Annotated in this window: 25 protein-coding genes; 17 read left to right on the top strand and 8 right to left on the bottom strand. The window is 34.0% G+C overall.

Going from position 1 to position 25,513, the window contains the following annotated elements:
* Window positions 1-178: 178 nt before the first annotated feature.
* The 4 genes from G4D61_RS16180 to G4D61_RS16165 all read left to right on the top strand — a co-directional run bounded on the left by G4D61_RS16180 (window position 179) and on the right by G4D61_RS16165 (window position 3,825).
* Window positions 179-1,003 (top strand): sensor histidine kinase, encoded by an 825-nt coding sequence (locus G4D61_RS16180; protein ID WP_025731439.1) that lies wholly within the window; start codon window positions 179-181, stop codon window positions 1,001-1,003.
* A 2-nt stretch (window positions 1,004-1,005) separates the two neighbouring features.
* Window positions 1,006-1,647: a response regulator gene (locus tag G4D61_RS16175; RefSeq protein ID WP_025731440.1), complete on the top strand. Its 642-nt coding sequence runs from the start codon at window positions 1,006-1,008 to the stop codon at window positions 1,645-1,647.
* Window positions 1,648-1,984: 337 nt separating this feature from the next.
* Complete coding sequence (locus G4D61_RS16170) at window positions 1,985-2,452, top strand: DUF2231 domain-containing protein (protein WP_035355103.1); 468 nt, start codon at window positions 1,985-1,987, stop codon at window positions 2,450-2,452.
* Between the two features lie 278 nt (window positions 2,453-2,730).
* Entirely contained in the window at window positions 2,731-3,825 is a 1,095-nt protein-coding gene (locus tag G4D61_RS16165; RefSeq protein ID WP_025731442.1) for an isocitrate/isopropylmalate dehydrogenase family protein, read from the top strand.
* 169 nt (window positions 3,826-3,994) lie between these two features.
* Here G4D61_RS16165 and G4D61_RS16160 read toward each other — a convergent pair whose 3' ends face one another.
* On the bottom strand, window positions 3,995-5,230 hold the full coding sequence (locus G4D61_RS16160) for a type II restriction enzyme NmeDI-related protein (protein ID WP_163174408.1): 1,236 nt from the start codon (window positions 5,228-5,230) through the stop codon (window positions 3,995-3,997).
* Between the two features lie 187 nt (window positions 5,231-5,417).
* Between G4D61_RS16160 and G4D61_RS16155 the strand changes: the two genes are divergently transcribed.
* The 9 genes from G4D61_RS16155 (at window position 5,418) to G4D61_RS16115 (ending at window position 13,985) form a co-directional block, all read left to right on the top strand.
* Complete coding sequence (locus tag G4D61_RS16155; protein WP_163174406.1) at window positions 5,418-5,798, top strand: YdhK family protein; 381 nt, start codon at window positions 5,418-5,420, stop codon at window positions 5,796-5,798.
* A 336-nt stretch (window positions 5,799-6,134) separates the two neighbouring features.
* The gene (locus G4D61_RS16150) at window positions 6,135-6,461 is read left to right on the top strand and encodes a metal-sensitive transcriptional regulator (protein WP_025731445.1); all 327 of its coding nucleotides are present in this window, start codon (window positions 6,135-6,137) and stop codon (window positions 6,459-6,461) included.
* Between the two features lie 22 nt (window positions 6,462-6,483).
* Complete coding sequence (gene copZ / locus G4D61_RS16145; RefSeq protein ID WP_025731446.1) at window positions 6,484-6,708, top strand: copper chaperone CopZ; 225 nt, start codon at window positions 6,484-6,486, stop codon at window positions 6,706-6,708.
* Window positions 6,709-6,770: 62 nt separating this feature from the next.
* Window positions 6,771-9,215 carry a heavy metal translocating P-type ATPase gene (locus G4D61_RS16140; protein WP_367613791.1) on the top strand — a complete coding sequence of 815 codons (2,445 nt, stop codon included), beginning with the start codon at window positions 6,771-6,773 and terminating at the stop codon, window positions 9,213-9,215.
* 21 nt (window positions 9,216-9,236) lie between these two features.
* The gene (locus G4D61_RS16135; RefSeq protein ID WP_025731448.1) at window positions 9,237-9,824 is read left to right on the top strand and encodes a class I SAM-dependent methyltransferase; all 588 of its coding nucleotides are present in this window, start codon (window positions 9,237-9,239) and stop codon (window positions 9,822-9,824) included.
* Window positions 9,825-11,147: 1,323 nt separating this feature from the next.
* Window positions 11,148-11,552 (top strand): hypothetical protein, encoded by a 405-nt coding sequence (locus tag G4D61_RS18260; protein ID WP_025731449.1) that lies wholly within the window; start codon window positions 11,148-11,150, stop codon window positions 11,550-11,552.
* A 211-nt stretch (window positions 11,553-11,763) separates the two neighbouring features.
* Window positions 11,764-12,237 (top strand): hypothetical protein, encoded by a 474-nt coding sequence (locus G4D61_RS16125; protein ID WP_025731450.1) that lies wholly within the window; start codon window positions 11,764-11,766, stop codon window positions 12,235-12,237.
* Window positions 12,234-12,737 carry a hypothetical protein gene (locus G4D61_RS16120; RefSeq protein WP_035355101.1) on the top strand — a complete coding sequence of 168 codons (504 nt, stop codon included), beginning with the start codon at window positions 12,234-12,236 and terminating at the stop codon, window positions 12,735-12,737. Before G4D61_RS16125 ends, G4D61_RS16120 begins: the two co-directional genes overlap by 4 nt.
* A gap of 654 nt (window positions 12,738-13,391) precedes the next feature.
* Complete coding sequence (locus tag G4D61_RS16115) at window positions 13,392-13,985, top strand: YdeI/OmpD-associated family protein (RefSeq protein ID WP_025728115.1); 594 nt, start codon at window positions 13,392-13,394, stop codon at window positions 13,983-13,985.
* A gap of 150 nt (window positions 13,986-14,135) precedes the next feature.
* Here G4D61_RS16115 and lepB read toward each other — a convergent pair whose 3' ends face one another.
* From lepB to G4D61_RS16095, 4 genes are all read right to left on the bottom strand, one after another.
* Window positions 14,136-14,702, bottom strand: a complete 567-nt coding sequence (gene lepB, locus G4D61_RS16110) for a signal peptidase I (RefSeq protein WP_163174401.1) — start codon at window positions 14,700-14,702, stop codon at window positions 14,136-14,138.
* A gap of 130 nt (window positions 14,703-14,832) precedes the next feature.
* Complete coding sequence (gene csaA, locus G4D61_RS16105) at window positions 14,833-15,165, bottom strand: chaperone CsaA (protein WP_025728119.1); 333 nt, start codon at window positions 15,163-15,165, stop codon at window positions 14,833-14,835.
* A gap of 223 nt (window positions 15,166-15,388) precedes the next feature.
* Window positions 15,389-16,591 (bottom strand): macrolide family glycosyltransferase, encoded by a 1,203-nt coding sequence (locus G4D61_RS16100; RefSeq protein ID WP_025728121.1) that lies wholly within the window; start codon window positions 16,589-16,591, stop codon window positions 15,389-15,391.
* Between the two features lie 256 nt (window positions 16,592-16,847).
* Window positions 16,848-17,246, bottom strand: coding sequence for a hypothetical protein (locus tag G4D61_RS16095; protein WP_025728123.1), 399 nt, complete (start codon window positions 17,244-17,246; stop codon window positions 16,848-16,850).
* A gap of 554 nt (window positions 17,247-17,800) precedes the next feature.
* Here G4D61_RS16095 and G4D61_RS16090 point away from each other — a divergent pair.
* From G4D61_RS16090 to G4D61_RS16080, 3 genes are all read left to right on the top strand, one after another.
* Window positions 17,801-18,562 carry a hypothetical protein gene (locus G4D61_RS16090; protein WP_025728125.1) on the top strand — a complete coding sequence of 254 codons (762 nt, stop codon included), beginning with the start codon at window positions 17,801-17,803 and terminating at the stop codon, window positions 18,560-18,562.
* Window positions 18,563-18,844: 282 nt separating this feature from the next.
* The gene (locus G4D61_RS16085) at window positions 18,845-20,176 is read left to right on the top strand and encodes an MFS transporter (protein WP_025728128.1); all 1,332 of its coding nucleotides are present in this window, start codon (window positions 18,845-18,847) and stop codon (window positions 20,174-20,176) included.
* 380 nt (window positions 20,177-20,556) lie between these two features.
* Entirely contained in the window at window positions 20,557-22,245 is a 1,689-nt protein-coding gene (locus G4D61_RS16080; protein WP_163174400.1) for a methyl-accepting chemotaxis protein, read from the top strand.
* A gap of 251 nt (window positions 22,246-22,496) precedes the next feature.
* Here G4D61_RS16080 and G4D61_RS16075 read toward each other — a convergent pair whose 3' ends face one another.
* Window positions 22,497-22,745, bottom strand: coding sequence for a hypothetical protein (locus tag G4D61_RS16075; RefSeq protein WP_035355086.1), 249 nt, complete (start codon window positions 22,743-22,745; stop codon window positions 22,497-22,499).
* A gap of 250 nt (window positions 22,746-22,995) precedes the next feature.
* Between G4D61_RS16075 and G4D61_RS16070 the strand changes: the two genes are divergently transcribed.
* A complete protein-coding gene (locus tag G4D61_RS16070) occupies window positions 22,996-23,511 on the top strand; it encodes a hypothetical protein (protein ID WP_163174398.1) in 516 nt (171 codons plus the stop codon).
* 216 nt (window positions 23,512-23,727) lie between these two features.
* On the opposite strand, the gene G4D61_RS16065 is transcribed toward G4D61_RS16070, so the two are convergent.
* Together G4D61_RS16065 and G4D61_RS16060 are read right to left on the bottom strand one after the other, a co-directional pair.
* A complete protein-coding gene (locus G4D61_RS16065; RefSeq protein WP_035355440.1) occupies window positions 23,728-24,072 on the bottom strand; it encodes a YolD-like family protein in 345 nt (114 codons plus the stop codon).
* Window positions 24,073-24,084: 12 nt separating this feature from the next.
* Complete coding sequence (locus tag G4D61_RS16060; RefSeq protein ID WP_035355437.1) at window positions 24,085-25,314, bottom strand: DNA polymerase IV; 1,230 nt, start codon at window positions 25,312-25,314, stop codon at window positions 24,085-24,087.
* Between the last annotated feature and the right edge of the window lie 199 nt (window positions 25,315-25,513).

Here is a 25,513-nt window from a genome sequence, read left to right as displayed (position 1 = left end):
AATGATATAACCTCCTTAATAAATTGATCTATATAATATAGAGACAGACTCCTTTACCATTATATAGGGGAGAAGCATTTTTCACATACCCCTAAAGAGTGATTTTACATGGAAGACTCACCTTAAATATTGAACGTATGCTAAACTAGTAATATTCAAGGAATAACAGGTGATAATGTTGAAGTATAGACAAATTAAATGGTTGATTTTAATTATCCCTACAATCGCAATTGGACTTTGGGAATACATTCGGCATGTTTTTTTACTTCCCTATATTTCCATGACAGTTGGTAATTTTTTGTCCCCGATCATCATATTCGCAGTGACTCTTATTTTCTTACTGCGTTTATTTTCAATATTAGAGAAAATACAAGATGAATTAAAACACGAAAAAGCAAAAAAAGCAGCACTTATTGAGAGAGAAATTCTTGCTAGAGAATTACATGATGGAATTGCTCAATCGTTATTTTTGTTATCTGTAAAGGTGAATAAATTTGGAAGAAAGAGAAAACTTGAAAATCAGGAAGATTTCCAGGCCATTAAACAAACTATACAACATATTCATGAAGATATTCGCCAATCTATTACAAATTTGACGTATTCTAGCAATGAAGAATCATATAGTTGGACAAAAACAATTTATCAATCTTTAATGGAAATTCGTAACAACCATTCGCTTGAGATGGACTTACAGTGGGAAATTCCCGAAACTCGTTTATCTTCTAAAGAAAAGATAGAATTATTTGCCTGTATAAAAGAGGCTGTCATGAATGTGATTAAACATGCTAAAACGAATAAAATTTGGATCGAAGCAAAAGAAACGGGAAACGGTTGGACTTGTACAATCAAAGATAATGGAATTGGTTTTACGGATAAAGAAATCCAATCAAGCAAGGGATATGGATTGCAAATTATAAAGAAAAGAGCTAAAGAAATGGAATGGGAATTTTCAATAAATCGAATGGATCATGAAACAATCGTTGAGATTAGCAAGGAGTGTTAAAAATGCAGCCGTTTAGGATATTAGTAATTGATGACCATGCGCATGCAAGGGAAGGTATCCGCGAAATTTTAGAAGAATACGAGGACTTTCAAATAGTTGGTGAGGGCAAAAATGGGAAGGAAGCCATTACACTTACCGAGGAGTTAATGCCTGATATTATTCTAATGGACATTCAAATGCCTGTAATGGATGGTTTAGAGGCAACAAAAATCATTAAATTAAAATTCCCTTCTGTCAAAATTGTCATGATTACTGTCTCAGATGATATTACGAACCTATTTGATGCATTGAAAAAAGGAGCGCAAGGTTATTTATTAAAAAATATCCAAGCCAATGAATGGTATGAATATTTAAAAGCATTTGCCTTAGATGAGATTCCGATGTCAAAGGAAATTGCATGGCGTATTATTAAGGAATTTTCATTAAACCGCTCAGCAAACGATTCATTAACCCCCTTATCAGCCAGAGAATTAGAAGTACTTCAATTGGTAGCAAAAGGTCTTTCTAATCGAGAAATAGCTGAAAATCTGTATATATCCGAACATACAGTAAAAAGTCATCTTAAAAATATTTTAAGTAAACTTCATTTAGATAATCGTGTACAGCTTACCAGCTATGCCTATCAGCAAGGTTTGATGGATTAGTGATACAACAATGATCATTTCTTTTCTTTCATAAAGGTAATTAATAAAAAGGCTTTCCGTCGGAGGATGGCCTTTTTTGCTATCATTTACCTCTGGGGTTAGCGTATTTGACAGTTTGAATAAAGAGTCCTTTGTTATGTTCATACTATCGATCAAATTTAAGATGGGGGATATAAATGATAGCATTCAATATAAAATTGTAGATTTAAAAATAATTGGCTGAAGTATTGAAATCTGTTATTAAATCATTTTTACTAAACTGTATCATTTCTAATAAAACTCTAATGTAAACCAAATATACTAAATGTAATTCTATTGTAAAGGAAGTGGAAATGTGATGAATGAAATTTTTTCGCATATTCACCCAATAGTTGTCCATTTCCCTATCGTCATCATTACACTTACTGCAATTTATGATTTATTTTTTGCTGTTGTGAGACGAAAATCTTCACCGAATGGACATTGGTTCTGGTTACTTGCGTTTTTAAGTGCTTGGATTGCAGTAGGAACTGGTCCTGGTCATGATGCAAGGGGGAACACTAATATTTTTCACTACCATAAATTACTTGCTGCGATTACTACATGGGCTACCTTTTTTATGGTCGTTTTTCGTTTTACTTTTGTCTTCAGAAAGAGGGAAATCATCAAACAATGGCTTATTATAGGCTCTATTTTATCGATTATTTGTGCAGTCGGAATATTGTCAGTTGGCTATTTTGGCGGAAAAATGGTATATGATCAGGGAATAGGGGTTAAGATCCACGGTAAATATGTGAATCCTCCTAAGCAAGATGTAAGACACTAATAAACATAAACTAAAAAAATAACTTCTGTCTATTTTTTGCAGGAGTTATTTTTTATTTGATCAATATTATTAGTATTTGGATTTTGTGAAAATATAAAGAATATTCTTAATCGGTGTTAAAACGATTATAATCTGTTGTTGCTGTGATGAGAAGGGATAACCTTTTGGAACAAATAGAAAAACAGTATAAAAGTGATATCGAAGTGGAAAAGCCATATACTTTTTAGTAGAAAACTAGAGAAAAAGAAAGCGCAAAAAATGAGAAGGAAGTGATTAATATGTCTATATATAAAATTGGCGTCTTATATGGAGGTGGAATTGGACCAGAAATTGTAGGATCCTCTGTTAATGTGTTAAAAGAAACAACACGTAAGTTTATGCGTGAAATAGAATTTGAATTTTTAGAATTTCCGATGGGGTGGGCAAGTATAAAAGCATACAATGATCCATTGCCGGACATCACCAAAAAGGGTTTAGAAAAAATCCACGGTTGGTTAATGGGGCCGCATGATTCATCATCCTACCCAGATGAACACCGTATTTCCAACAGAAATCCGAGTGGCGAGCTTAGACATTATTTTGATTTGTATTCCAATATTCGCCCAAGCCGAAATTTTCCGGGGACAAAAAGTCTAGTGGGAAAAGCTGATTTCATCATTTTACGTGAGAATTCAGAGGGTTTTCTTTCTGACAGAAATATGTACAAAGGTGTAGGTGAATGTATGGTTACTCCTGAGATAGCACTTGTAACAGGAGTATTTACGAGAAAAGCAATAGAGAGAATTTCCCACGAGGCTTTTAAACTAGCAATGGCCCGGCGAAAAAAAGTGACCATTGTCCATAAAGCTAATGTCATCAAATATGCTTTTGAATTATTCCGTGATGTTTGTTATGAGGTAGGGGAAAAAAATTATCCTGAAGTAGAAATAAATGATTTTCACATTGACGCTATGACTGCGCATCTTGTCCGTAGAGCGCAAGATTTCGATGTTATTGTGACTGAAAATTTATTTGGAGATATCTTATCAGATTTAGTAGGTGAACTGGTTGGAAGTTTAGGTTTATCACCATCCTTGAATACAAACGGTACGCAGGCTATGGCACAAGCTACACATGGTTCAGCACCAGATATCGCTGGACAAAATATTGCGAATCCAACAAGTATGCTCTTATCAACTGTTATGTTACTTAAATGGTTATCAACTAAACATAAAGAACGTAAACTAGATGGGATTGCAAATATGATTGAACATGCTGTTTTTAGGATAGTTGCCGAAGGAACTACTACCCGTGATTTAGGTGGTTCAGCCTCCACTTCAGAATTCATAGAAGCGGTAATAAATAATTTAAAAGAAATTGAAGAAACGATATAAACAATAGGCTTTTATTTCTATTAAATCAATATGGGAACAGTCTGATTAACTTTTAAATTCTTCAATACTTTTTTAAGCATCTACCACATCTCGATTGGGATAGATGCTTCTTGTATTCGTGATTAGGAATGAAATAAAAGGAGTGCATTTCTACACTTATAATGATCTATTAAACAACTTTACATATTTTTGTCAGTACCGAAAAATCATTGCCAAATTTACACATTGCATCACAGTCATTTCTTAAGTCCTCAAATAAGATATAAGAAATCGCCAAAGAATCTAAAGTGCGGAAAGAAGGGCGAAGCAGCTGTGCTTTCATTTCTTTTTCTCTTTTGTTAGGTGCAACAAGATAAAATTGACAATTATGGGGGATAGAAAGGGATAGATCATTTAATCTCAATATCCCTGAATATATGGAAGTACTTTTCTCGACTTCGAATCCGCTAATGATGTTATTTTCTTGATCGAGCCAAAGAACATCAATTAATGATACAGTATCAAAAACATTTTCTGGGAGATTATGGAGCTTTAGTGATTTCAAGGAATACTCCCCAAGTTTTTCGTCGTTCCAAACGCGCTTATGATCATTTCTTGCAATCCAGACTTTATATCCCAATGCCTGTCCTAATTTTGCAAGATAATATTGCATTTCGGTATGTGCATGTTCTTCCATTGCATCCTTTGTTACTTCTTTATTCCGTTTTAATTTTGCTTTCTTCCGTTTTTCGTTTTCTTCTTGTAACACCCGTACTGCATTTTCTTCAATAACGAGACGATTGCTCCCAATTTCAAATAAAAGCCCTGCGATGGCCCCTAAATCTTTTGATAATTGGTGTTTAAATTTATTGTTTTGATTCATTATTTCTTCACGCATATCCAAGTAAGCGGGCCAAGAGCCTAATTTTATTTTTTTACTAAACAAAGTATTGAAGCCTTTAACGATTGCAGTATTAAAGGGAGGGAAGATAGTCGGATGTAAGAAATATAAAATATTGGCTACAGCAGGACCTAGTCCCTTAACATTCAGACTGTTTAATTTATGTATTTCTGCAATGATCTTGTTTTCGTTTGTTGCTTCAAGGCAAGCTTTTAAGAAACGACCGAATGCTCTTTGATTTACTTCATTTTCATAAATATCTGGAATACGCAATTTAGGTTTCCAAAAAAAAGCATGTGCAGCCCCTTCAAATACTTGTTTTTGCTCAGAAATTGCTGTCACAACAGTTTCAAGGCTAGATCCTTTAAAATCATTTCCAAAAGTTCCTTCTTCGATATCTGAAATAACTTTTATTAAGCCTTTCCGTATAGTTCTAAATGCTTTTAATCGATCATCATTGTTTATAAACCAAGTATGGTAAACTGATTCCGTATCTTTTTTATATTCGTTGATAACATTTTCCATTTTTGTTTCCCCCTTTAAACTACATAAATAGTATACAACTATATTTTCTAAAAGTTCATTAAAATGATGTTCCTTTGCAAAAGTATAGAAATCTCTTAAAGCAAATGCATAATTTCTGCAAACTTATTGGGTACATTAGGTTTAGGTAGGACACGTTATTAAAAGTAAAATAGTAAGGAGGATGATGATGAACAAAAAAATGATAGCTGGATTGATATTGTTGCTATTCGTTTTTGCTTTAACAGTTTGTGGTAGCCATAATGCTTCAAAGGCAAATGGCAGCATAGACGCTAAATCAGATAGCACTATGAATATGGAGAATATGGAACATTCTGGATCTGGAGAAGTTCCCGCAAGGTTAAAAGAGGAAAAAAATCCAACTTATCAAGTAGGTAGTAAAGTTACACTAAAGGCAGGACATATGGAAGGAATGATAGGAACGAAAGCAACGATTAAAGGGGCTTATGCTACAACTGCCTATATTGTAAATTACAGACCAACAACAGGCGGAGCAAAGGTGAAAAATCATAGGTGGGTAACAGAAGATGAAGTATCCCCACGTATGTAGTCCACAATAAGAGGCTGGGAGGACAAACGGATATTAACGAAAGAAACCCGAATATTGCGCTCCAACCAACCCCGCTCCGGAAATCTTCTTCGCTTTCTGCGGGCGGGTGGCGGGCTTCTTGGGTGTCTACGTATATTTCCGGAGCTGATTTGTGCAATGTCCGTCCTTCGCTAATTACTTTTGAGATTTGTTCCAGCTTCATACATTTTCATTCATATAAATAAAATTAAGTGCTCGTTTCTTTACATAGGCTGGGGGGGTATGGTATTATAATATTGCAGATAAATCATAGTTTATTTAAGTTAGGAATGCAATGCCTTCCAAGGAGGTGCTGTTTTGGAAAAAAATAAAGAAGAATTTGATTTAGCCCATGAACATTGTGGGAGAAAAAGCCATCATTCTGAACATGTAAAAAAGAATTTAGTCACACGGTTAAATCGGATTGAGGGACAAATTCGAGGTATTAAAAAATTAATCGAAAAAGACACGTATTGTGATGATGTTATAACACAAATTTCAGCAACTCAATCGGCGCTTAATAGTGTTGCGAATATTCTTCTTGAAGGGCATTTGAAAGGTTGTGTAATGGATCGGCTTCAAGAGGGTGATAAAGAAGTGTTAGATGAATTTTTATTGACGGTTCAAAGACTAATAAAAAAATGAACTTATAAAAGGAGTGTTTATTATGGAAAAAATTACATTAGAAGTAAAAGGAATGTCATGTGGACATTGTGTGAAAGCTGTCGAAAGCAATGTAGGTGCATTAAATGGTGTGGAAATGGTAAAAGTACATTTAACTGAAGGATTAGTCGATATTGATTTTAACCCTGATATGGTTACATTAAATCAAATTAAAGATACTATAGATGATCAGGGATATGACGTAGAGGGAGAACGTGTTCGTGCTTAAGGCACGCTTTCTTTTTCGAAGAAATATACCCCTATCAGGTATGTGGGAGGGAGTTGATCGATGTGAGTGAAAATCAAAAAGAAGTACACCTTCAAATTGCAGGGATGACATGTGCAGCTTGTGCCAATCGGATAGAAAAGACTTTAAAAAAAGCTGACGGCGTTGAGACCGCTAATGTTAATTTAGCTTTAGAAAATGCAACGATTAAATATAACCCCGACGTTGCAAATGTCAAAGAATTTGAAACAAAAATAAAAAATTTAGGCTATGATGTGGTCACTGAGAAAAAAGAGTTTGCAATTACGGGAATGACATGTGCAGCCTGCGCCAGCCGAATAGAAAAAGGGTTGAATAAAATGAATGGAGTTTCCAGTGCAACTGTCAATTTAGCATTGGAAAATGCAACAGTTGTATTGAACCCACTTGAAGTATCGACACAAGCAATTATTCAAAAGGTAGAAAAACTTGGATATGGTGCGTTATTAAAAAAGGAAAATAGCAGTGATACAGCCGAATATAAGGAAAAAGTATTAAAGCGGCAAAAAAATAAATTTATCATTTCAGCAATTTTATCACTTCCGCTACTATGGGCGATGGTTGGACATTTTCAATTCACATCTTCTTTATATGTACCAGCACTATTTATGAATCCATGGTTCCAGTTAATATTATCGATTCCTGTTCAATTCATTATTGGAAAACAGTTCTATGTGGGGGCATATAAAGCGCTACGAAATCAAAGTGCAAACATGGATGTCTTAGTTGCTTTAGGAACTTCCGCTGCTTTCTTCTATAGTCTTTATTTGACCATTGTTTCTATAGGGTCGAATGGAGGAGTCGAACTATATTATGAAACCAGTTCCATTCTGATTACCTTAATTCTTCTCGGTAAATTATTTGAGGCTAGAGCAAAAGGAAGATCGTCAGAAGCAATCAAAAAGTTGATGGGATTACAAGCAAAAACAGCCATTGTAGAACGGAATGGGGTAGAAAAGGAAATTCCGCTTGACCAAGTAGTTTTAAACGATATTGTTTATGTGAAGCCAGGAGAAAAAGTGCCAGTTGATGGAGTCATTATGGAGGGGAATTCCGCAGTTGATGAGTCAATGATTACGGGTGAGAGCGTTCCTGTAGATAAAACAGTCGGTGATTCTATAATTGGTGCTACGATAAACAAAAATGGATTTTTAAAGATAAAAGCATTAAAAGTTGGAAAAGACACGGCACTTGCCCAAATTATAAAAATTGTTGAGGATGCGCAAGGATCTAAAGCCCCCATTCAAAGGCTTGCTGATAAAATATCAGGGATTTTTGTACCTATTGTTGTAGCATTAGCGGTTATAACATTTTTTATATGGTTTATTTGGATCAACCCTGGAAGTTTTCCTTCTGCACTTGAAAAATTTATTGCTGTATTAGTTATTGCATGTCCATGTGCATTAGGACTTGCAACGCCAACTTCTATTATGGCTGGTTCTGGTCGGGCAGCAGAAATTGGCGTACTATTTAAAGGGGGAGAACATCTCGAGAAAACCCATTTTATTAATACTGTTGTTTTGGATAAAACAGGTACAGTAACAAAAGGAGAGCCTACATTGACAGATGTCATTGTAAAAGAGGGCTTTGATGAAAATCTATTTTTACGTTTAATTGGTTCGGCTGAAAAACAATCGGAACATCCAGTAGCAGAAGCTATTGTTCAAGGTGTAAAAGAAAAGAAGATTTCACTTTTTGAAGCAGAGCAATTCAATGCTATTCCCGGCTACGGTATTCAAGCTCTTATAAAAGAATATTCGGTTTTGATTGGCACTCAAAAATTAATGGAACAACATCATATTAATTTAATGGATGCTCTTGAATTGAAACAAAAATTAGAATCTGTTGGAAAAACAGTTATGTTAGTGGCAGTCAATCAACAGTATGTTGGTATGATTGCAGTCGCAGATATAGTGAAAGAAACTTCGAAAGATGCTATAAATCGTTTAAAGAATATGGGTATAGAAGTCATGATGATGACAGGTGATAACCAAAGAACTGCGGAGTCAATAGGTAAACTTGTGGGGATTGATCAAGTTATTTCAGAAGTATTGCCGAGCGATAAGGCAAAAGAGGTTAAAAAATTGCAAGATCAAGGAAAAACGGTGGCGATGGTAGGTGATGGGATCAATGATGCACCTGCATTAGCAACTGCTGATATTGGCATGGCAATTGGAACAGGTACGGATGTTGCGATCGAAGCAGCAGATATAACATTGATTCGTGGAGATCTCAATAGTATTGCTGATGCGATATTTATGAGTAAAAAAACGATTAGAAATATTAAACAAAATTTATTCTGGGCTCTAGCTTATAATTCAATTGGGATTCCTATAGCCGCAGCTGGTTTTCTTGCTCCATGGTTAGCTGGTGCGGCAATGGCATTCAGTTCTGTATCGGTAGTTTTAAACGCATTAAGGCTACAACGGGTAAAATTTAAGATTAGCTTCTCGAAGAATAATGTAAAATGAACATGAATTGAGACGTTGTTTATGAGTAAAACATTTTCTAAATGGTATGATTTTTTTATGAGTCCTTTAGAAAAAGGAACATTTAAAACGATCAGAAAAAATTTAATCCAAAGAGCAGAGGGATCAGTACTAGAGATAGGATCGGGAACGGGAATAAATTTTCCATATTATAAATCCGTTACTAAAGTAACTGCAATCGAACCAAGTCAATTTATGATCGAAAAATCTATTAAAAGAAAGGCAATATCGTCTGTTCAGATAGAGGTGCAAAAAGGCAGTGCCGAAATGTTGCCATATCCTGATAACTCTTTCGATACTGTAGTAGTAACATTAGCGCTCTGTACAATTCCGGATCCCAAACTGGCTTTGAAGGAGATGGCAAGAGTATGCAAACCAGGAGGGAAAATATTACTTTTTGAGCATGTGAAAATGTCTAGTCCTTTCCTTGGAACATTACAGGATTGGTTAACTCCTTTTTGGAAAAAGATATGTGATGGCTGCTGTTTGAATAGAGATACAGTCCAACTGGTCATTGCCAATGACATGAAGATAATAAGGAAAACATCTTTCTTTAATGGTCTTTTTGTTGAACTTGAAATAAGAAAATAATTGATGGTACTAAGAGGCTAGGATAAAACGCAAAAGTGGTTAGCTAAAGACGAACATTGCACAAATCAGCGAACGATATTTCCGAAGCGGGGGTGGAATGTAATGGAGGGCTTTCATTCATATACTTTTGTCTTAGTCTCTTGTTTTTCATTGTGCTACTTACTTCTGTTTTTAACGCCCATTTATATCCGACTCCCCATACTGTTTGGATTTTTCAAAAATAAAGCAATGAGAGAGAACTCTTTCGGGGTTAATGGAACATCTTGCTGTTGGAATGATACTTCAAAAGCATCTTCGTCAAGTTGCCATCCCTGAAATATTAAAAGACTCTTTTTTTTTACAGTTGTTCTACGGAGTACAGCTTCCTACGTGGAATTATGTATCTATCCATTTAAATGGATAGCTGGAGATTATAGAAGATAGGGAAGCAATATTTGACTCGTTAAATGATTTGGTAAGTAAATATGAAACCCTGATAGTCCATACAATTTAAATAGTGTTGAACCTAGTTCTATCGAAGGAATGAGTAAAGGAATTGTGGCGTTTGGGATAAACATTACTAAAATTGAAGCAAAAGCTAAATTAAGTCAAAATCATCCTGTGGAACGGCAGAAGTGAATTATTAAGCAATTAGAAAATATTTCAATACAAGAAATATACAAGTGGCATCGCTGGTGAAGAAAAATCTACAAAAATAAACAGATATCACTTTGTTTTATTTAGCCGACATGTAGTGATAGAACATAGATCCAAAATAGCCAAAGTTTTATAACATTTAAACCCCATTCGCCCATAAGCTGAGATGCCTTCTTCAATGATTGGTAAATTTATGTAAAAGCTGGAATACAATTGTAAGTTGATTACAGGTATTGTAAAATTATTGTAATCATTCATTATTATTCCTTCATGGGAAATGGCTCTCGTATATTTGGCGAGAGCTTATTTTTTGTATATGATTCTTGTAAACGTCTTATAAATCCATTTTTTGCTTTTATTATGTTTTAAAAGTAAAACTCATCTCACCATTTTGCCAATTACCTTCTCTTTGTATCTTTACTTTTACAAAACCCGATATTTCTAATAATCTCAGATCAACTATAACGATCAGAAGTATAAAGTGTGCAATCATATGCCATTGGTCATTTCTCCATCGACTCTTTGACTATTAATTTTTCAAAGATAGAATATGATTCAACATTAAACAATCAAACAGTAATCAAATGAATCATTTTTAATCTAATCTATTTTTTCTAGATACTTGTCTGTTCCAATATACTCACTAAAAGCATTTTATATATAGAAAATGAAATGGAGGTGATGATAATGGGTAAACATCGAACAAGTGGATCAAATGGACCTTGGTTATCTGATAGTTACAGAACATCAAGCAGTTCTAGCTGCTCAGACCAGTTTACAACATCTAATAACTCACTAAATACTAGTAACCTCAATAACAACACAAATAATACAAACAATACTAATAACACTAGTAATACTACTGTTTATTGTGATCCTGAGTATATTGTAAATGACACGTATGTAGAACGAGAAGTAACATATGTTCACCCTATCATTCGTGTTAACAGACAGCATATCGTAAATGTTCCACGTCACGTATATGAAACTGTCACAAGAAACGTCATTGTTGATCCAGGTAACTCAGATGATTGTGACGAATGCGATAACCATAGGAAACATAAAAAACACCATAAAAAAAAAGATAAATAGTATCAGGTAGAAGGGCTCCTCTTTAAAGAGGAGCTATGTTTATATAATGGAAAGATATTTCTTAAGGAAGTTTGGCGATAGGGTGAAGATCATTAAAAAGGTGAAATAAAATTTTTATATTGCACCGTACAACTTGGAAATGGTGAATACTTGTGCTGGTTTGGGGTAGTTTATACACAGACGAGTAAATTATTATTAAAGGATGAATACAATGTCCCTTGCTATCATTTCCTTAATTGCGTGGTTTGTAATGATTTTATTTGTTATTATGCCAAAATGGTTAACTGTTACAGAAATATTCTTTTTATATTTCATCGTAGGAATTATGACTGTCACATTGTTTACAATACTAGACGTTAATTTGCGTTGGGTTCCAGTTACAAGAAAAGTAGAAAACTCATTCGCTTTGGATATTTGTCGCTTTATTATAATCCCTCTTCTTGTCATTATGGCTGCATGTTTTCTTAATTCTCCTTTAAGCGCCTTTTGGCGATGGACGATGGCATCTGTCATAATGGTCATATTGATGGTAGATGATTGGATTATGCAATGGTGCGGGCTTATCGTCTTTCGCCAATGGAATGCTTTTTATTCGTTTCTCATGTATGGGGGGGTTATTGTTATGCTAGCTTTGATCTCCCGTTGGTTTGTTCGTCTTGATAGAGGAGGACTCGAGCAAACATGAACATTATTCACTATGACAGCCATTTTAATGCTAATGAATGGACGGTCATTGTTTCATTCGTTGTTGGAATGTTAGTAGTATTAGTGCTCCCAAAACGATTTCCAAAGAAGATATTCGCTATTTATCTACTTTGTGGGGTGTTTTTTGGTTTTTTCTTCGACCATACGCTAAGTGTTCTTCCGGTTAGCTTTTATGATCTTAATGATAGTTCAAAGGTTGAACTAATAGATTTTTTATCGCATGTAATGTACGCAACTTATAGCTATATATTCTTTTATTTGTATGATTGTTTAAAAATTAAACCACGGTTCTCGCTAGTGTATATTTTACCATGGGCGTTTATAAGCATCGGGTTAGAAAAAGTATTTTCCCTTTTAGGGGTTTTTCATTATTTGCATGGATATAACATCTTTTACTCATTTGTCATATATTTAGTCGTTCTAAGTTTGTGGGTTGCATTTTATCATGTCATTGAGGCATACGGGGAGAGAAAATATTAACTTGTTTAGTGATGCGGTCTTTGCAATAAAAGAAAGGTATGACATAAAAGATAGGGATAAAAATACTCATACTTTATATATGTAAGAGAAGAATCCATTTTGACCACTCTTTTTCAAAATGGATTCATTTTAATATAGTCATTTAAGCTGTTAATCATGTTGTAATCGCATTATTGTTATTCTAAATATTAATTTTCATTTTGTCTTATGAGTTTAAGTGTGCATGGTCGAACAACTCAAAATAAAATTAGATAAAAAGAGATTGAATAATACGGTTTCCATTTTTTTAGTGCTAAGAAGTCAACCTTTCCTAAAATATATTCAATAATGAAAAAGAAAATAGTGGAAAAGTAAGTATTCTTTGTAATTTTATTGGGGATTTATATCGGTTTAAAAATAATATGGCTGTTCGGGTCCAATCACAAACATAAAAATATCAGGTAAGCCACCGATAGAAGGATTCTTGGATTCATAAGGTCTAATAAGGAAAACAAGATGATATTAGCACCACCCATAAAATCCTACTATTCCCATTACGGCAACAATAGAAGTTGATATGATACTGATTGGTATCCTATAATTAAGACACAAATTATTGTCCAATTATAGGGGATGATTTTGAATGAAAAAAATCGAAGAGGGGGAGGTTCCCTGATGACAAATAGTAGAATGCATCCTAAGGTTGATGAATTTTTAAGTAAGGCAAAAAAGTGGAAGGAAGAGTATGAGAAGTTAAGAGAGATTGTTCTTGACTGTGGACTGATCGAAGAATTTAAGTGGATGCATCCTTGTTATACGTATGAGAATAAAAATGTCGTTTTAATACATGGATTTAAAGAATATTGTGCGCTTCTGTTTCACAAAGGTGCTTTGTTGAAGGATGCCGACAGGATTCTAATTCAACAAACTGAAAATGTACAGGCCGCACGCCAGATTCGGTTCACTAATGTTCAAGAAATAGTTGAAATGGAACCAATATTGAAAACCTATATCTATGAAGCAATTGAAATTGAAAAGGCTGGTTTGAAAGTGGATTTTAAGAAGACAACTGATTACATAATTCCTGAAGAATTTCAACATAAACTTGATGAAATTCCTGCCTTAAAAACGGCTTTTGAAGCATTGACACCGGGACGGCAAAGAGCATATATTTATTATTTTTCTCAACCTAAACAATCGAAAACCCGGGTGTCAAGAGTTGAAAAATATATGCAAAAAATTCTTGATGGAAAGGGACTAAATGATTAGTCTATTCATTGAGAAAGATATACTAATTAAGCGCCAGGATTACCTCATTTTGTATTCATTTGAGTTCCTTTTTGACTACAAGAACATTTATTCAAATTAATGAAAATGGAATAAAGTGTATCCCTTAAGCTTTTTACTGTAAGGGATACTTTATTTACTTGTTGAATCACCTAGCCAAGAAAAATTGGGAGAATATCGCAAGTCTACTTTCCCAATAACTTGGTTGTATTTAATAAAACCAAGTCGTCTACTGTCTAAACTGATTCTTCTATTATCTCCCATAACCCATAATTCATCTTTAGGTACTTTAGTTTTTCCAGTGTAATCTTTTAAAGTAAAATCCTCTGTTAATTGCCCGCTCCCTAAATTTCTTTTTTCTGAAACGAGATAAGGTTCATTTATTTTTTTCCCATTTCTATACAATTGATCATCTTTATACGTAATAGTGTCTCCAGGGAGTCCGATTACTCGTTTTACATAATCCTCTGTTTTAGTAGCATGGAAGATAATGATATCACCATGATGAAGAGGAAAAGCATGATTGGTAAGCTTATTAACAAATAGACGATCCCCATTTTCTAATGTTGGATTCATTGATGCTCCATCAACTACAAAATTTCCTAATAAAAATATCTTAACGAAAAGAGCAATAATAAGTGCTATAGCAAAAGCTTTCATCCAACTTAATAATTCCTTTTTCCTGCTGTTTTTGGCCATCCCGTCACCTCGTTAATCTCTAATAAAAGGGATTTTTTTTACTGAAATGTTCAAAATTTGAATGCCAACCAAAAAGAAGAGTAGGTACAGCGAAATATATGGTCTTCCAGTTTTAATGAATAGTAAAACGCTAGGCAATTGGCGTCCCATTTTTAACAGGTTCATCTGGCCTTAAGAGGACTACATCACCGTCCTCCGGTATTCCTCCTATAACTAAAACTTCAGATTTAAATCCAGCAATTCGGCGGGGAGGAAAATTTACAACAGCAATCACTTGTCTACCTTTTAACATCTCGGCCGTGTATCTTTTTGTTATTTGGGCACTTGAATGTTTAATTCCCAATTCTTCACCAAAATCTATCTCTATTTTTATTGCTGGCTTTCGTGCTTCAGGAAATGGTTCAGCACTTATTATGGTACCAACACGAATATCGAGCTTTTGAAAATCCTCAATTGTAGCCATTGAAAATGACCTCCTCAAAAACATTTAAATAATTTCTGCTGTTTCATACTTCCATACAAGAGCTTCTTATCCCTGCTTGTATTTCTATATGAAAAAGAAAAGAGTTTATCATAAATGTCGGCATCGGAAAAAAGCTAGTATATACAGAGCTAAATAAATGCTGCATATACTGGCTTCTTGCCTGAATTATTATTTAGGAAAAGTTCCTAATAACTGGAACTAATTAAATGTTATATTCCTTTTTAAATATAAAAATCTCATCAACAGCGCGGTGATACCCACCCGATTTTTGAAAAGATTCTTTCATGTTTGCAGCAGCTTTATGGAAAGATGGCTTTGTTAATACTTGGTCAACAGCTTCACGTAATTGTTCTACAGTTAAGTTTTCCATCTGTAATGTAATCCCGGCTCCAATATTGGCAACTTGCTGAGCAATGATCGGTTGATCAGCGTTTTGTGGGATGACAATTAATGGTACTCCGTAATAGAGAGCTTCGTTCGTACTATTCATTCCCCCATGTGTAATAAATAATTTAGTGTGTTTTAATATTTCAGTTTGTGGAACATAATGTTTTACAATAAAGTTGGTAGGAATTTCTCCTAATGCAGATAGTTGCGTTTTTTCTCCAATTGACATGACGACAGTATGCTCAGTTTTTTCAAATACTTTAAAACAAAGCTTATAGAAATCAAGAGCTTCGTTAAAAACTGTACCGAGTGAAATGTAAATTAAGTTTTTTCCTTTGATAGCGGGAAATTCGAAGTTTTCTTGCATTGTACGTAAAGAGATGGATGGACCTACAAATTTATATGTTTGGTCGAATGCTTCTCCAAAAGGTTGGAACTCCTTCGTTGTATAAACGATTGTAAGTGGTGCAGGATTACAAAAAACTTCATAGGGAGATCTGATTTCAACACCATATTGTTCTTTCATGTTTGTGGTCAAGTGTTGAAAATCGTCATTTATCCTCTTAAAAATCTCTGTTGGGATATTTTGTGATAGTTGAGCTAACATTTTCTCAAATGATGCTTTTGTCTGTGCAAAAGAAGTACATGAATTGATTGCTGGAAGTTTAAGTATTTGTGCAAGCAAACGTCCACAGCCAAACATGGAATCGTGGATGATATAATCAAAATGTTCTCCTTTGATTTGCTCTAAAACACTAGGTAGCACAATATCTGCCGTGTGCAAAAGACCGTTGATTCTTTCGAGTAAATAATTTCTTCCGCCGGAAATAAAAGCTTTTATAAATTTTTGACCATCAAATGTTCGCACAGTAGCTCCTGTCTTTTCAATCCGTTCGCGAAAAGCTTCGATCGTAAAGTACACTACTTCTTCTCCTCGTGAAATAAGCTCTTGCACAACTCCAATTGTTGGATTAACATGTCCTTCTGATCCACCGTTAATAAATAAAACACGTGCCATTATAAACACTCCTTATGTAAATATTTTTCTAGGTTATGTAAGAGGAGTCACAGCCCAATACGAATTGTACAAATCAAATAATAGAGTAAAACTTGTTAAAGTACTATAGTTGAAAATCCCCAACTTTTAATCTTCCTTGTCATTAAAAGTTTACAAGGAGTACCACTGTTGTCATAACCTTCCTTTCCGTTTTGAGCACAGATTTCACTTTTTGAAACTCAATTGTACTAAGGGAAAATCATTTATGAAGGGCTTTTTAATTTTGTTGTAAGCTCATTTTCACTACTTTCCATTTAGGGACGATCATCCTAAAAAAGCCATCTTCTTTGACGATCTCTAGATCAATATTTCTATTATTCAAGCTTGTTACATAATAAAATACTCCATCGCCTTTTTCACCTTGGGCATCGGAAGTGTTTTTTGATGTTACATTTTCGTGCAGGGTTTTTAAAAAATCATAAGTATTCGCATTGGCTGCTATTCGCTTTAGAGTTTTATCATTCTTCAGTTTTATTATGTGATTAACTTGACTATTAATATCTAGAGTTGTCTTAAAACCTGTGTAGGCATATATAAAGTAAGCAGTAACTAAAAATATGCTGATCATCAATAGGCTAAGAAACCTTTTTATATAAGAAGAGTTTAAAAAAAACATTTTATTTCTCCTAGTAGGATTTTTAGAAAAACTCACATTTTACATATAGTATTATAACATTAATAAAATTACTTATTACTTTATAACATCAATCTAAAATGAACGTTAGCATCTTAGAATATCGTTTATAATGTGATAACATTCACGACTGAATTGCTTTCTTTAGAAATATTGAATAGTCCCAATTTTAGTGGAAAACTTAAAGGAAACAGAAATAATTGTATTCATTTGTAAAAGCCCTTACGCATGTATGGGCTTTTTTTATGGTCGAGTTGGATCAATAGTATATAGATGATCAAGTGTATGTATATTTTCTTATTCCCCTCAAGAAATTCGAAGAAGATTGTAGCGAATCCGATAAGCTTCGGAGAACCCCAATCATTTTATAAAAAATGTATATTGTGAATAGTAAAAACTTTCCGTTCTTATGTAAAATAGGATAATGACTGGGGGTGAATAGCAAACTAAATGTAGAGTCGTATATGATATTTGACTCCAAATATATAAAGAGTTATAATGATTGAAGATCATATTGCACCCCAGGAGGAAGGACATTGTCTCTTGAGAATAGAGTATTAGAATTAGAAAAAGAAACTGCATTGCTAAAACAAGAAATAAAAAACTTAAAAAAGCTGTTGAATTTAAATGTTCCAGCAGATGATTCTGAATGGATAGCAAACAGGGCAGGAGAGTGGATGATTAAAGTTGTATATCCAGGTATTTATGACCCTGACAAGAGTCCTTCAGTTGGATTTCCACATAATCGAAGAAAAATAGCTGAACAAATTAAAGTTGGGCAAATGATGTTTATTTACGTTACAAGACCCGTTAAAAAAATCATTGGGCTTACAAGAGTAGTTTCTTCGGTAAAGCCATCAGATGGAAAATGGCCATATGTGGTTGATCTTGAATGGATTATAGTTCCTAAACCAGGTTTAACATTAGCAGAGGCTGGCTTAAATATTCGTCCCCGTATAGGAGAGAGCTTATATGCCATTAAGAAAAGTGCTGCTGATCGAATTTTACAGCAATTAAATGAACAGCCTGATCTTGATATGGAAGAGATTATGGAACGATTAAATCAATATATAAAGACATCTCAAAAGGAAAAGGTTACTTATAAGGAGGCCGTTGAAAGACTTAAAAATGCTGGATTTTATGAGGCGGCAGAAGCCTTAGCAAATTATCGTGCCCATGATGGTTCAGTTAGGGGCTGGGATGAATTTGCCGAACGCGGCGAATTATACCGCAATTACCCTAAAGCTCGAAGTGTCATTTGGCCGAATACCTATTTTATCGCTGATCCTTTATTATAATTAAACCACCCTCATTAATAGGTTAAATTAAAACCATTCTTATTAAATACAATCGGTAAAGTAAAAAAGTAATCATAAAGTCCATAAATGACCACGGACCTTATAAATAGGTCCGTGAACAATTAAATTATTTAAAATGAAACAGGTAGAAACAGGATTATTTTTTTATTTTGCTGATTAGGTTCTTTTATTTTTAGCCCCTTATAACATTTTCTATATTTTTTCCTCCGGGATGATATTGTGCAATATATATGATCGAATATCACCTAAGGAGATGGATAAATGCGTTTACAAACTATCATGGATGAAGCTCCTTTTACTTCTTTTCACCGTAAATTGACGATTTATACATGCGGAGGTCCATTTTTAGATGGATATATTTTAACAATTATTGGTGTAGCTTTATCTCACATGCAAACCCAATTACAATTGAATACTTTTTGGAGTGCTATGATCGGTGCCTCCGCCCTTGCTGGTCTTTTGTTAGGGGGATTAGTATTTGGCTACATTACTGATCTTGTTGGAAGGCACGTCATGTACACATTGGATTTAGTAGCTATTTTAATCTTTTCGATTTTACAATTTTTCGTACACAATGCAGTTGAGCTAACGATTGTACGGTTTTTAATGGGAATCGCAATTGGTGCAGACTATCCAATTGCTACAGCTTTACTTGCTGAGTTTTCGCCAAAAAAACAACGTGGAAAAATGCTTGGAATTCTTATGTCTACTTGGTATTTAGGTGCACTTGTTTCTTATATTGTGGCTTACTTACTATTGCCTCTAGGTGAGGATGCTTGGCGCTGGATACTTGTCAGCAGTGCTGTTCCAACATTTCTATTATTGGTTATGCGGTGGGGAACTCCTGAATCCCCTAGATGGCTGGCAAGTAAAAAAAGATTCAAAGAGGCAAATGAAGTCATCCAAGAGGTTTATGGTGTAAAAGCTGATGTAAGCAAAATGAAAGATGAAAAACCAGTGAAAACAAATTTCTGCAAAATGTTTCAAGGTGAATATTTAAAACGGACTCTATTTATTGGGCTATTTTGGACATTTCAAATTATCCCTACGTTTGCGATTTACACATTCGGTCCTCAAATATTAGAGGCCTTCCATTTAAAAGGTGAAAACGTATCATTCTTAAGTGAAATTTTTATTAGTTTGTTCTTCTTAATTGGATGTATTCCTGCATTATTCTTTGTCAACAAAATAGGGAGACGCCCAGTTATTATATGGTCTTTTGTTATGATGACAGTAGGAATGTTTATATTGGGAATATTCTCTAATTCGTCTATTTGGGTTATATTGCTTGGTTTTGCGCTATATGCGTTTTTCTCTGGAGGACCAAGTGTCTTGGATTATATCTATCCTAACGAGCTTTTCCCAACTGAGATCAGGGCATCTGCTGTAGGGATGGGAACAGCATTTAGCCGTATCGGTTCTTTTGTAGGAACATTTCTTCTCCCATATTCTTTAAATATGGCTGGAATTGCGATTACAATGTTAATTGGTGCAGGATTAACCATCTTAGGACTTCTTGTATCGATTGCATGGGCACCTGAAACAAAAGGAAAAACGCTGGCTGAAGCTAGTTCTGTTGAACAAGTCAGTTAATTTTTTCATAGTTAAAAACAAAAGCGACTTGCTGATGGATCATTTTCAATTAAAGTTTGGATGATAAAAAAGATCATCAGCAAAGAAAAAAGTAGATATATAATATTGGATTAAAGCTTAAAATTGGCTGGTATGATGCGGTATTGGACCGAACTCATACCAGCCAATTTTTTAATTCCTTTGTGCCATCATCGATTTTGAAAAAATACACGTTAAAGGATAGGAAACTTCTGTCATCATGACTTATGATGAAATGGTTAAAACGCCCGAATACGATGTTCCGTTACGAGTGTTTATAGGAAAAAAGATAGTGTGAAAAATGTCTATTATGCTATAATCTCATAGTGTTAGAAATATTATCAAAGGATGGAAGAATTTTAATGAAAAGAACATCAATAAAACAAAGATTAATATTGTTACTCTCCATTTTAATCCTTAGTCTAGGTGGTACTGGAATTTATTTTATTAACAAAGAAAATGCCGACTATAAAGAACTTACTAAAGTTAAAGAAATGAAGGAGATTCAAGTTTTACTTTATCATGTTCAATATAGATTGGCTGGTATATCAAATGATGAACGCGGATATTTGCTGACAGGAGACCATCAATATGAAAATGAGACAGAGGATAAAAAGAGTGAAATTAATAAGGATCTAGCCGAGATCGATGATCTTTCTAATAACTCCAATATTAAAGGGCAACTTCCTGATTTAAAAAATGCATTAGTGGATTATTATAATTTAAAGGATCGCATGTTTAGTGCTTCAAATCATAAACAAGCTCTAAAAATTCATTTTACTGATGAACGTAATTTGCGAAAACAAACGTTAGACCCTGCTGTTGAAAAATTAGTAAATACGATTAATAGTGAAATAAAGGATGAGACAACTCACTATCAAAAAACAAGTCAAATTGATCATATCCTTTTAATAGTAGTAGAATTATTGTTGATCATTTTTGCCATTATAATGGGATTCTATTTAATAAGATCTATTACCTCACCATTGAAAAAAATTCAAGTACAACTAGAAGAAATTGCAAGAGGAGAAGGGGATTTAACAAAAGAAATCAGAGTGAAGTCGAGAGATGAGCTTGGAAAACTCGCCGAATCTTTTAATCTTTTTCTTCGCTCTTTAAGAAAGATTATTAAACAGGTTGGTGATAATTCCATACAGGTTAATCAATCTTCCCAAACACTTCAGCTTGCTTCAAAGGATGTAATTGCAGCTACAAAAACAATGAACGAACATTTACAGGAAGTTGCTGCGAGTGCAGGAAATCAAAGTGAAATGATGAATCAAAGCAGTTCAGCGGTAGAAGAAATGGTGATTGGTATTAACCAGATCTCAGATAACGCTGCAAATGTTGCAGACTTATCCGCAGTTTCAACTTTTAAAGCCGAAAATGGTTCTAATGAGCTTAAAGAATTGGTACATCAAATAGATACGATTTATGAATTTGTAGAGCAATCATTAGAAAGTATTCTTAATTTGGAAAAACAATCAAGTGAAATAGATGATATTTTAAAAATTATTAAGTCAATATCGGATCAAACTAATTTGCTTGCATTAAACGCAGCTATTGAATCTGCCAGAGCGGGTGAAGCGGGGAAAGGCTTCGCAGTTGTTGCTGCTGAAGTAAGAAAGCTAGCTGAACAATCACTAGCTTCAACTGAACATATTGCCAAAATAGTTGATAATGTCCAAAATGAAACACAAAAATCTGTTACTATTTTTAATCAAATCAAGGAAAGAGTAGATAGCAATAGAACCTTTGCCCAATCTACTCAAGTGAAGTTTCAAGAGATTATAAAGTCTTTTGAAGAAATATCTTATAAAATCCAAGATATTTCCGCAACAACAGAGGAGCTTTCAGCTGGTTCGGAAGAAGTTTCTGCATCAGTAGTTGAAATGAATAAGCTTTCAAATAATGTAGCTGATGTTATTGGCAAAATTTCTACATATTCAAATGGTCATTTGGACAATATTTCTAGAGTCCAGAAAGATGCAGATCAATTAGCAACCACGTCTACAGAATTAAAGACAGTAGTGGGTAAATTTAAAATATAAAAACGAGTATCAAATGATAGCCGCTGAATAGGAAGCGGAAGAAGTTCTACTTCTTCTTTAAGCATCATCGCCGATAAACAATGGCTCCTTTCCGATTGGGAAGAGAGCCATTATTATTGAACTTTGGAATTGCTAATAAAGGAAATATTCGGAAGGATTCGTTATTCCATTCCCTATATTTATAAAGAAGCTCGTGCACTGTCTAAGATCCTTCTTTCTCCATACTATAAAGTCCAGCCTTAAGTCAAATTTTATTTAGTATAATCAATCGAACTTCTGTCGCACTTATAAATATAAATCTTTTCAGCAAAGAAACATACAATCAGACCAATTATCAAAGGAACAAAAGAACCTGTTGAAATGCTGAATTCCTTTGCATTATTTGTATATTCGTAGTGAAACATTAACCAAGTAATTGTGAATACATGACCAATTAGGAAAAGTCCCCCTGTCGTTAACACAAATGATAAAAAGGAGACAATAAAACTCTTTAATTTCAATAAATTCCCTCCAAAGCATGCATTGACTGCCATTTGTTGTTGCTTAGTAACAATCCTCTAGAAGTCTCTTTTTTGCCCTGTTGCCATTTGCCCTAAAAAATATCATGCTGAAATAACTAAATGTAAAGTGAGAAATGGTGGATATTTCATGGGATCGTTCTTCCTTTTCAGAATATTATAGCACTTTTTTAATAATTGGTGTTATCCTATATTTGGAGAGATGTAAATTAAAAAAAGGAAAATATTATGAATGGGTAGAAAAAAACGCGGAAAAAAATATACTATGTCAGATCATATATTTGCCATAACGATTGTCATTGTAATGGTATTAGCCATTGTTTCTTTACCATTTCTATTTTTTTATCTTGTAATGTACTTTATTGCTCTTACTCCAGATGTTGAGATTAAAAAGTCCGGAACAATTAACGTTTTGAAAATTATTTTTAAATTTTTCATTACTGCAATAATTATCACCGGTATTGTTGATGTTATGTTTACACAAATAATTAAGATTAAAACAAGCAAGCATATGTTAAGTCTTTTATTTGAAGTTGTATTGATGTTTTTAGTCTTTTATTTATTTGTGATGATCTATTCTCTGTATAATAATGAAATCATCACAAGGCATAATGGTAATCTATACATTTCGCTATTTCTGCTATTTATATATATTATTACTAACATAGCTCATCTAATAATGAAAAAATTACATGGAAATATAATGGCTAATATCCGAATGAAACATAATACAAAAAATAGAAGATGATAAAAAAATTGTAAAAGGGGCTGGGACAAAACTTAAAAGTGGTTAGCTAAAGACGAACATTGCACAAATCAGCTCCGGAAATATACGTAGACTCCTGCGGGAGGCTCACCGACCGCCCGCGGAAAACGAAGTATCGAAAACTTCACCTTCATGGTATAGATATAGTTGATCTTAGCTTAGAAGACACCGATTAGAAATTGGTGTCTTCTTACACTATTAGCAGATTTCAACTTGTAAAATGCGCTCAAAGGAAAGCCTTAGGGTATCTTCATCGTTGATAATTTTTAACCATCCTTCAATCATATTTACTTTTTGAATCCATCCACAAAATTTTGCGGTTCCATATTTTTCTGCATAGGTTATCGTAACTGCTCGCTCTTGTTCAATTGATTTAGCAATCACACGGTTAATTTCTTGAAGTTGGTCATCGTCTAATATAGGTGGGTTAAATTTTTGTTCTTTACACTTTTCTTCTAATATTTGCTCCCTATGTTCAGGTAGCATCATCCGACTCGATTCCCACCGTAAATTATAACCTTTGCTTAACTTATTCGCTGCCATTTAGAATCACCTCTATTTATAATGTCCACCTATTTTTCTTGCACGTTCAGAAGCTTGACCTGCTTTGGTTAATGAAGAAGCCCTATATATTGCTGTACGTCCATATTTATCCCAAATAGCATCCAAAGCACTATTTAATTTTTCTCTGTATAAATAGTTATCGAATAAATCGATTTGATAGCAGTCAGATGTTTGTAGATTGGTTAATGAAACACCCAAGCTTCTTACTGGCCGTCCATCCCAATACTTTAAAAATAATCCATAGGATGCTTTAAAAATATCCATGTCAAAATTAGTTGGGATTGGCAATGTTATTTGTCTATAGAAACCAGTAGGAAAATTAAAATCAGCTCCTCTAACTCTACACGAAACGGTAGTCCCCATATATCCCTTATTCCTGCACCTTCTAGCCACTTCTGTACAAAGTTCTAGTAATACTATTTTGATTTCTTCAGGTTCAGAATAATCTCTTGGTAATGTCATATGATGACCTATGGATTTTTGTTGGTGATACGTTTTTACTGAAACGGGTGAATAATCAATTCCATTCGCAGTTTGCCAGATTACTTCTCCGTTGATTCCCCAACGCTTTTTAAGTAAATCAACTGGAAACTTAGCTAATTGCCCAATAGTAAAGATTCCCATACCTTGTAAATGTTTTTCCATTCTTTGGCCAACGCCGAACATCTTTCCGATGGGCAATTTCCAAAGTTGTTCCATATTTGTTTCATCCAGTTTAAATATTCCATTTTCATTTTTCTTTGCAAAGTTATCACATGCCATTTTAGCAAGAATCTTATTTTTACCAATTCCAATTCTTGCGTACACCCCCGTTTCAAGGAGTATTTTTTGTTGTAATTGATGAGCAATTCTATATTCATTTCCAAATAGTCTTAAGCTGCCGGAAATATCCATAAACTGTTCGTCAATTGAAAATGGTTCCACTAAATCGGTAAATTGTTCCATAATCTTACTTATTGCTAATGAGACATCTATATAAGTTTGCATATGTGGTTTAACAACAATTAGATCTGGGCATTTATTCTGAGCTTCCCATAATGTTTCTGCGGTTTTAATACCATATTTTTTCGCAAGTGGACATGCTGCCAGTATAATGCCTGATCTTCGTTCGGGATCACCAGCTACCACTAGGGGTTTATCTTTATATTCATTATTTCTAACTTTTTCAACTGATGCATAAAATGATTGGATATCTGTAAGTAAAATCACTTTATCACCCATCACATTACCTCCTTCACTAAAAAACGAACATACTTTCTTATTTATTGTATACGAAAGTATGTTCGTTTAATACTGGAAAATAGTTCAAGTGTATAAAATATAGGTTCTACGTCAAATGTTGGGGTATGAGCTCTCGCTCCTACCCCTAAATTACCGGAATTCCTTTAACCTTAAATTGATGATGTAATAAAACACGCAA

The sequence above is a fragment of the Heyndrickxia ginsengihumi genome (genome assembly GCF_011008565.1).
Lineage (GTDB): Bacteria > Bacillota > Bacilli > Bacillales > Bacillaceae_C > Weizmannia > Weizmannia ginsengihumi.
The sequence above is the reverse complement of the archived record's forward strand: the minus strand, read 5'-3'. Positions and strand labels throughout refer to the sequence as shown.

Coding starts and splice junctions, on each gene's coding strand:
- G4D61_RS16175 (WP_025731440.1), top strand. CDS start 1,006: ATGCAGCCGTTTAGGATATTAGTAATTGATGACCATGCGCATGCAAGG.
- G4D61_RS16170 (WP_035355103.1), top strand. CDS start 1,985: ATGAATGAAATTTTTTCGCATATTCACCCAATAGTTGTCCATTTCCCT.
- G4D61_RS16165 (WP_025731442.1), top strand. CDS start 2,731: ATGTCTATATATAAAATTGGCGTCTTATATGGAGGTGGAATTGGACCA.
- G4D61_RS16160 (WP_163174408.1), bottom strand. CDS start 5,230: ATGGAAAATGTTATCAACGAATATAAAAAAGATACGGAATCAGTTTAC.
- G4D61_RS16155 (WP_163174406.1), top strand. CDS start 5,418: ATGAACAAAAAAATGATAGCTGGATTGATATTGTTGCTATTCGTTTTT.
- copZ (WP_025731446.1), top strand. CDS start 6,484: ATGGAAAAAATTACATTAGAAGTAAAAGGAATGTCATGTGGACATTGT.
- G4D61_RS16135 (WP_025731448.1), top strand. CDS start 9,237: ATGAGTAAAACATTTTCTAAATGGTATGATTTTTTTATGAGTCCTTTA.
- G4D61_RS18260 (WP_025731449.1), top strand. CDS start 11,148: ATGGGTAAACATCGAACAAGTGGATCAAATGGACCTTGGTTATCTGAT.
- G4D61_RS16125 (WP_025731450.1), top strand. CDS start 11,764: ATGTCCCTTGCTATCATTTCCTTAATTGCGTGGTTTGTAATGATTTTA.
- G4D61_RS16120 (WP_035355101.1), top strand. CDS start 12,234: ATGAACATTATTCACTATGACAGCCATTTTAATGCTAATGAATGGACG.
- G4D61_RS16115 (WP_025728115.1), top strand. CDS start 13,392: ATGACAAATAGTAGAATGCATCCTAAGGTTGATGAATTTTTAAGTAAG.
- lepB (WP_163174401.1), bottom strand. CDS start 14,702: ATGGCCAAAAACAGCAGGAAAAAGGAATTATTAAGTTGGATGAAAGCT.
- csaA (WP_025728119.1), bottom strand. CDS start 15,165: ATGGCTACAATTGAGGATTTTCAAAAGCTCGATATTCGTGTTGGTACC.
- G4D61_RS16100 (WP_025728121.1), bottom strand. CDS start 16,591: ATGGCACGTGTTTTATTTATTAACGGTGGATCAGAAGGACATGTTAAT.
- G4D61_RS16095 (WP_025728123.1), bottom strand. CDS start 17,246: ATGTTTTTTTTAAACTCTTCTTATATAAAAAGGTTTCTTAGCCTATTG.
- G4D61_RS16085 (WP_025728128.1), top strand. CDS start 18,845: ATGCGTTTACAAACTATCATGGATGAAGCTCCTTTTACTTCTTTTCAC.
- G4D61_RS16080 (WP_163174400.1), top strand. CDS start 20,557: ATGAAAAGAACATCAATAAAACAAAGATTAATATTGTTACTCTCCATT.
- G4D61_RS16070 (WP_163174398.1), top strand. CDS start 22,996: ATGGGTAGAAAAAAACGCGGAAAAAAATATACTATGTCAGATCATATA.
- G4D61_RS16065 (WP_035355440.1), bottom strand. CDS start 24,072: ATGGCAGCGAATAAGTTAAGCAAAGGTTATAATTTACGGTGGGAATCG.
- G4D61_RS16060 (WP_035355437.1), bottom strand. CDS start 25,314: ATGGGTGATAAAGTGATTTTACTTACAGATATCCAATCATTTTATGCA.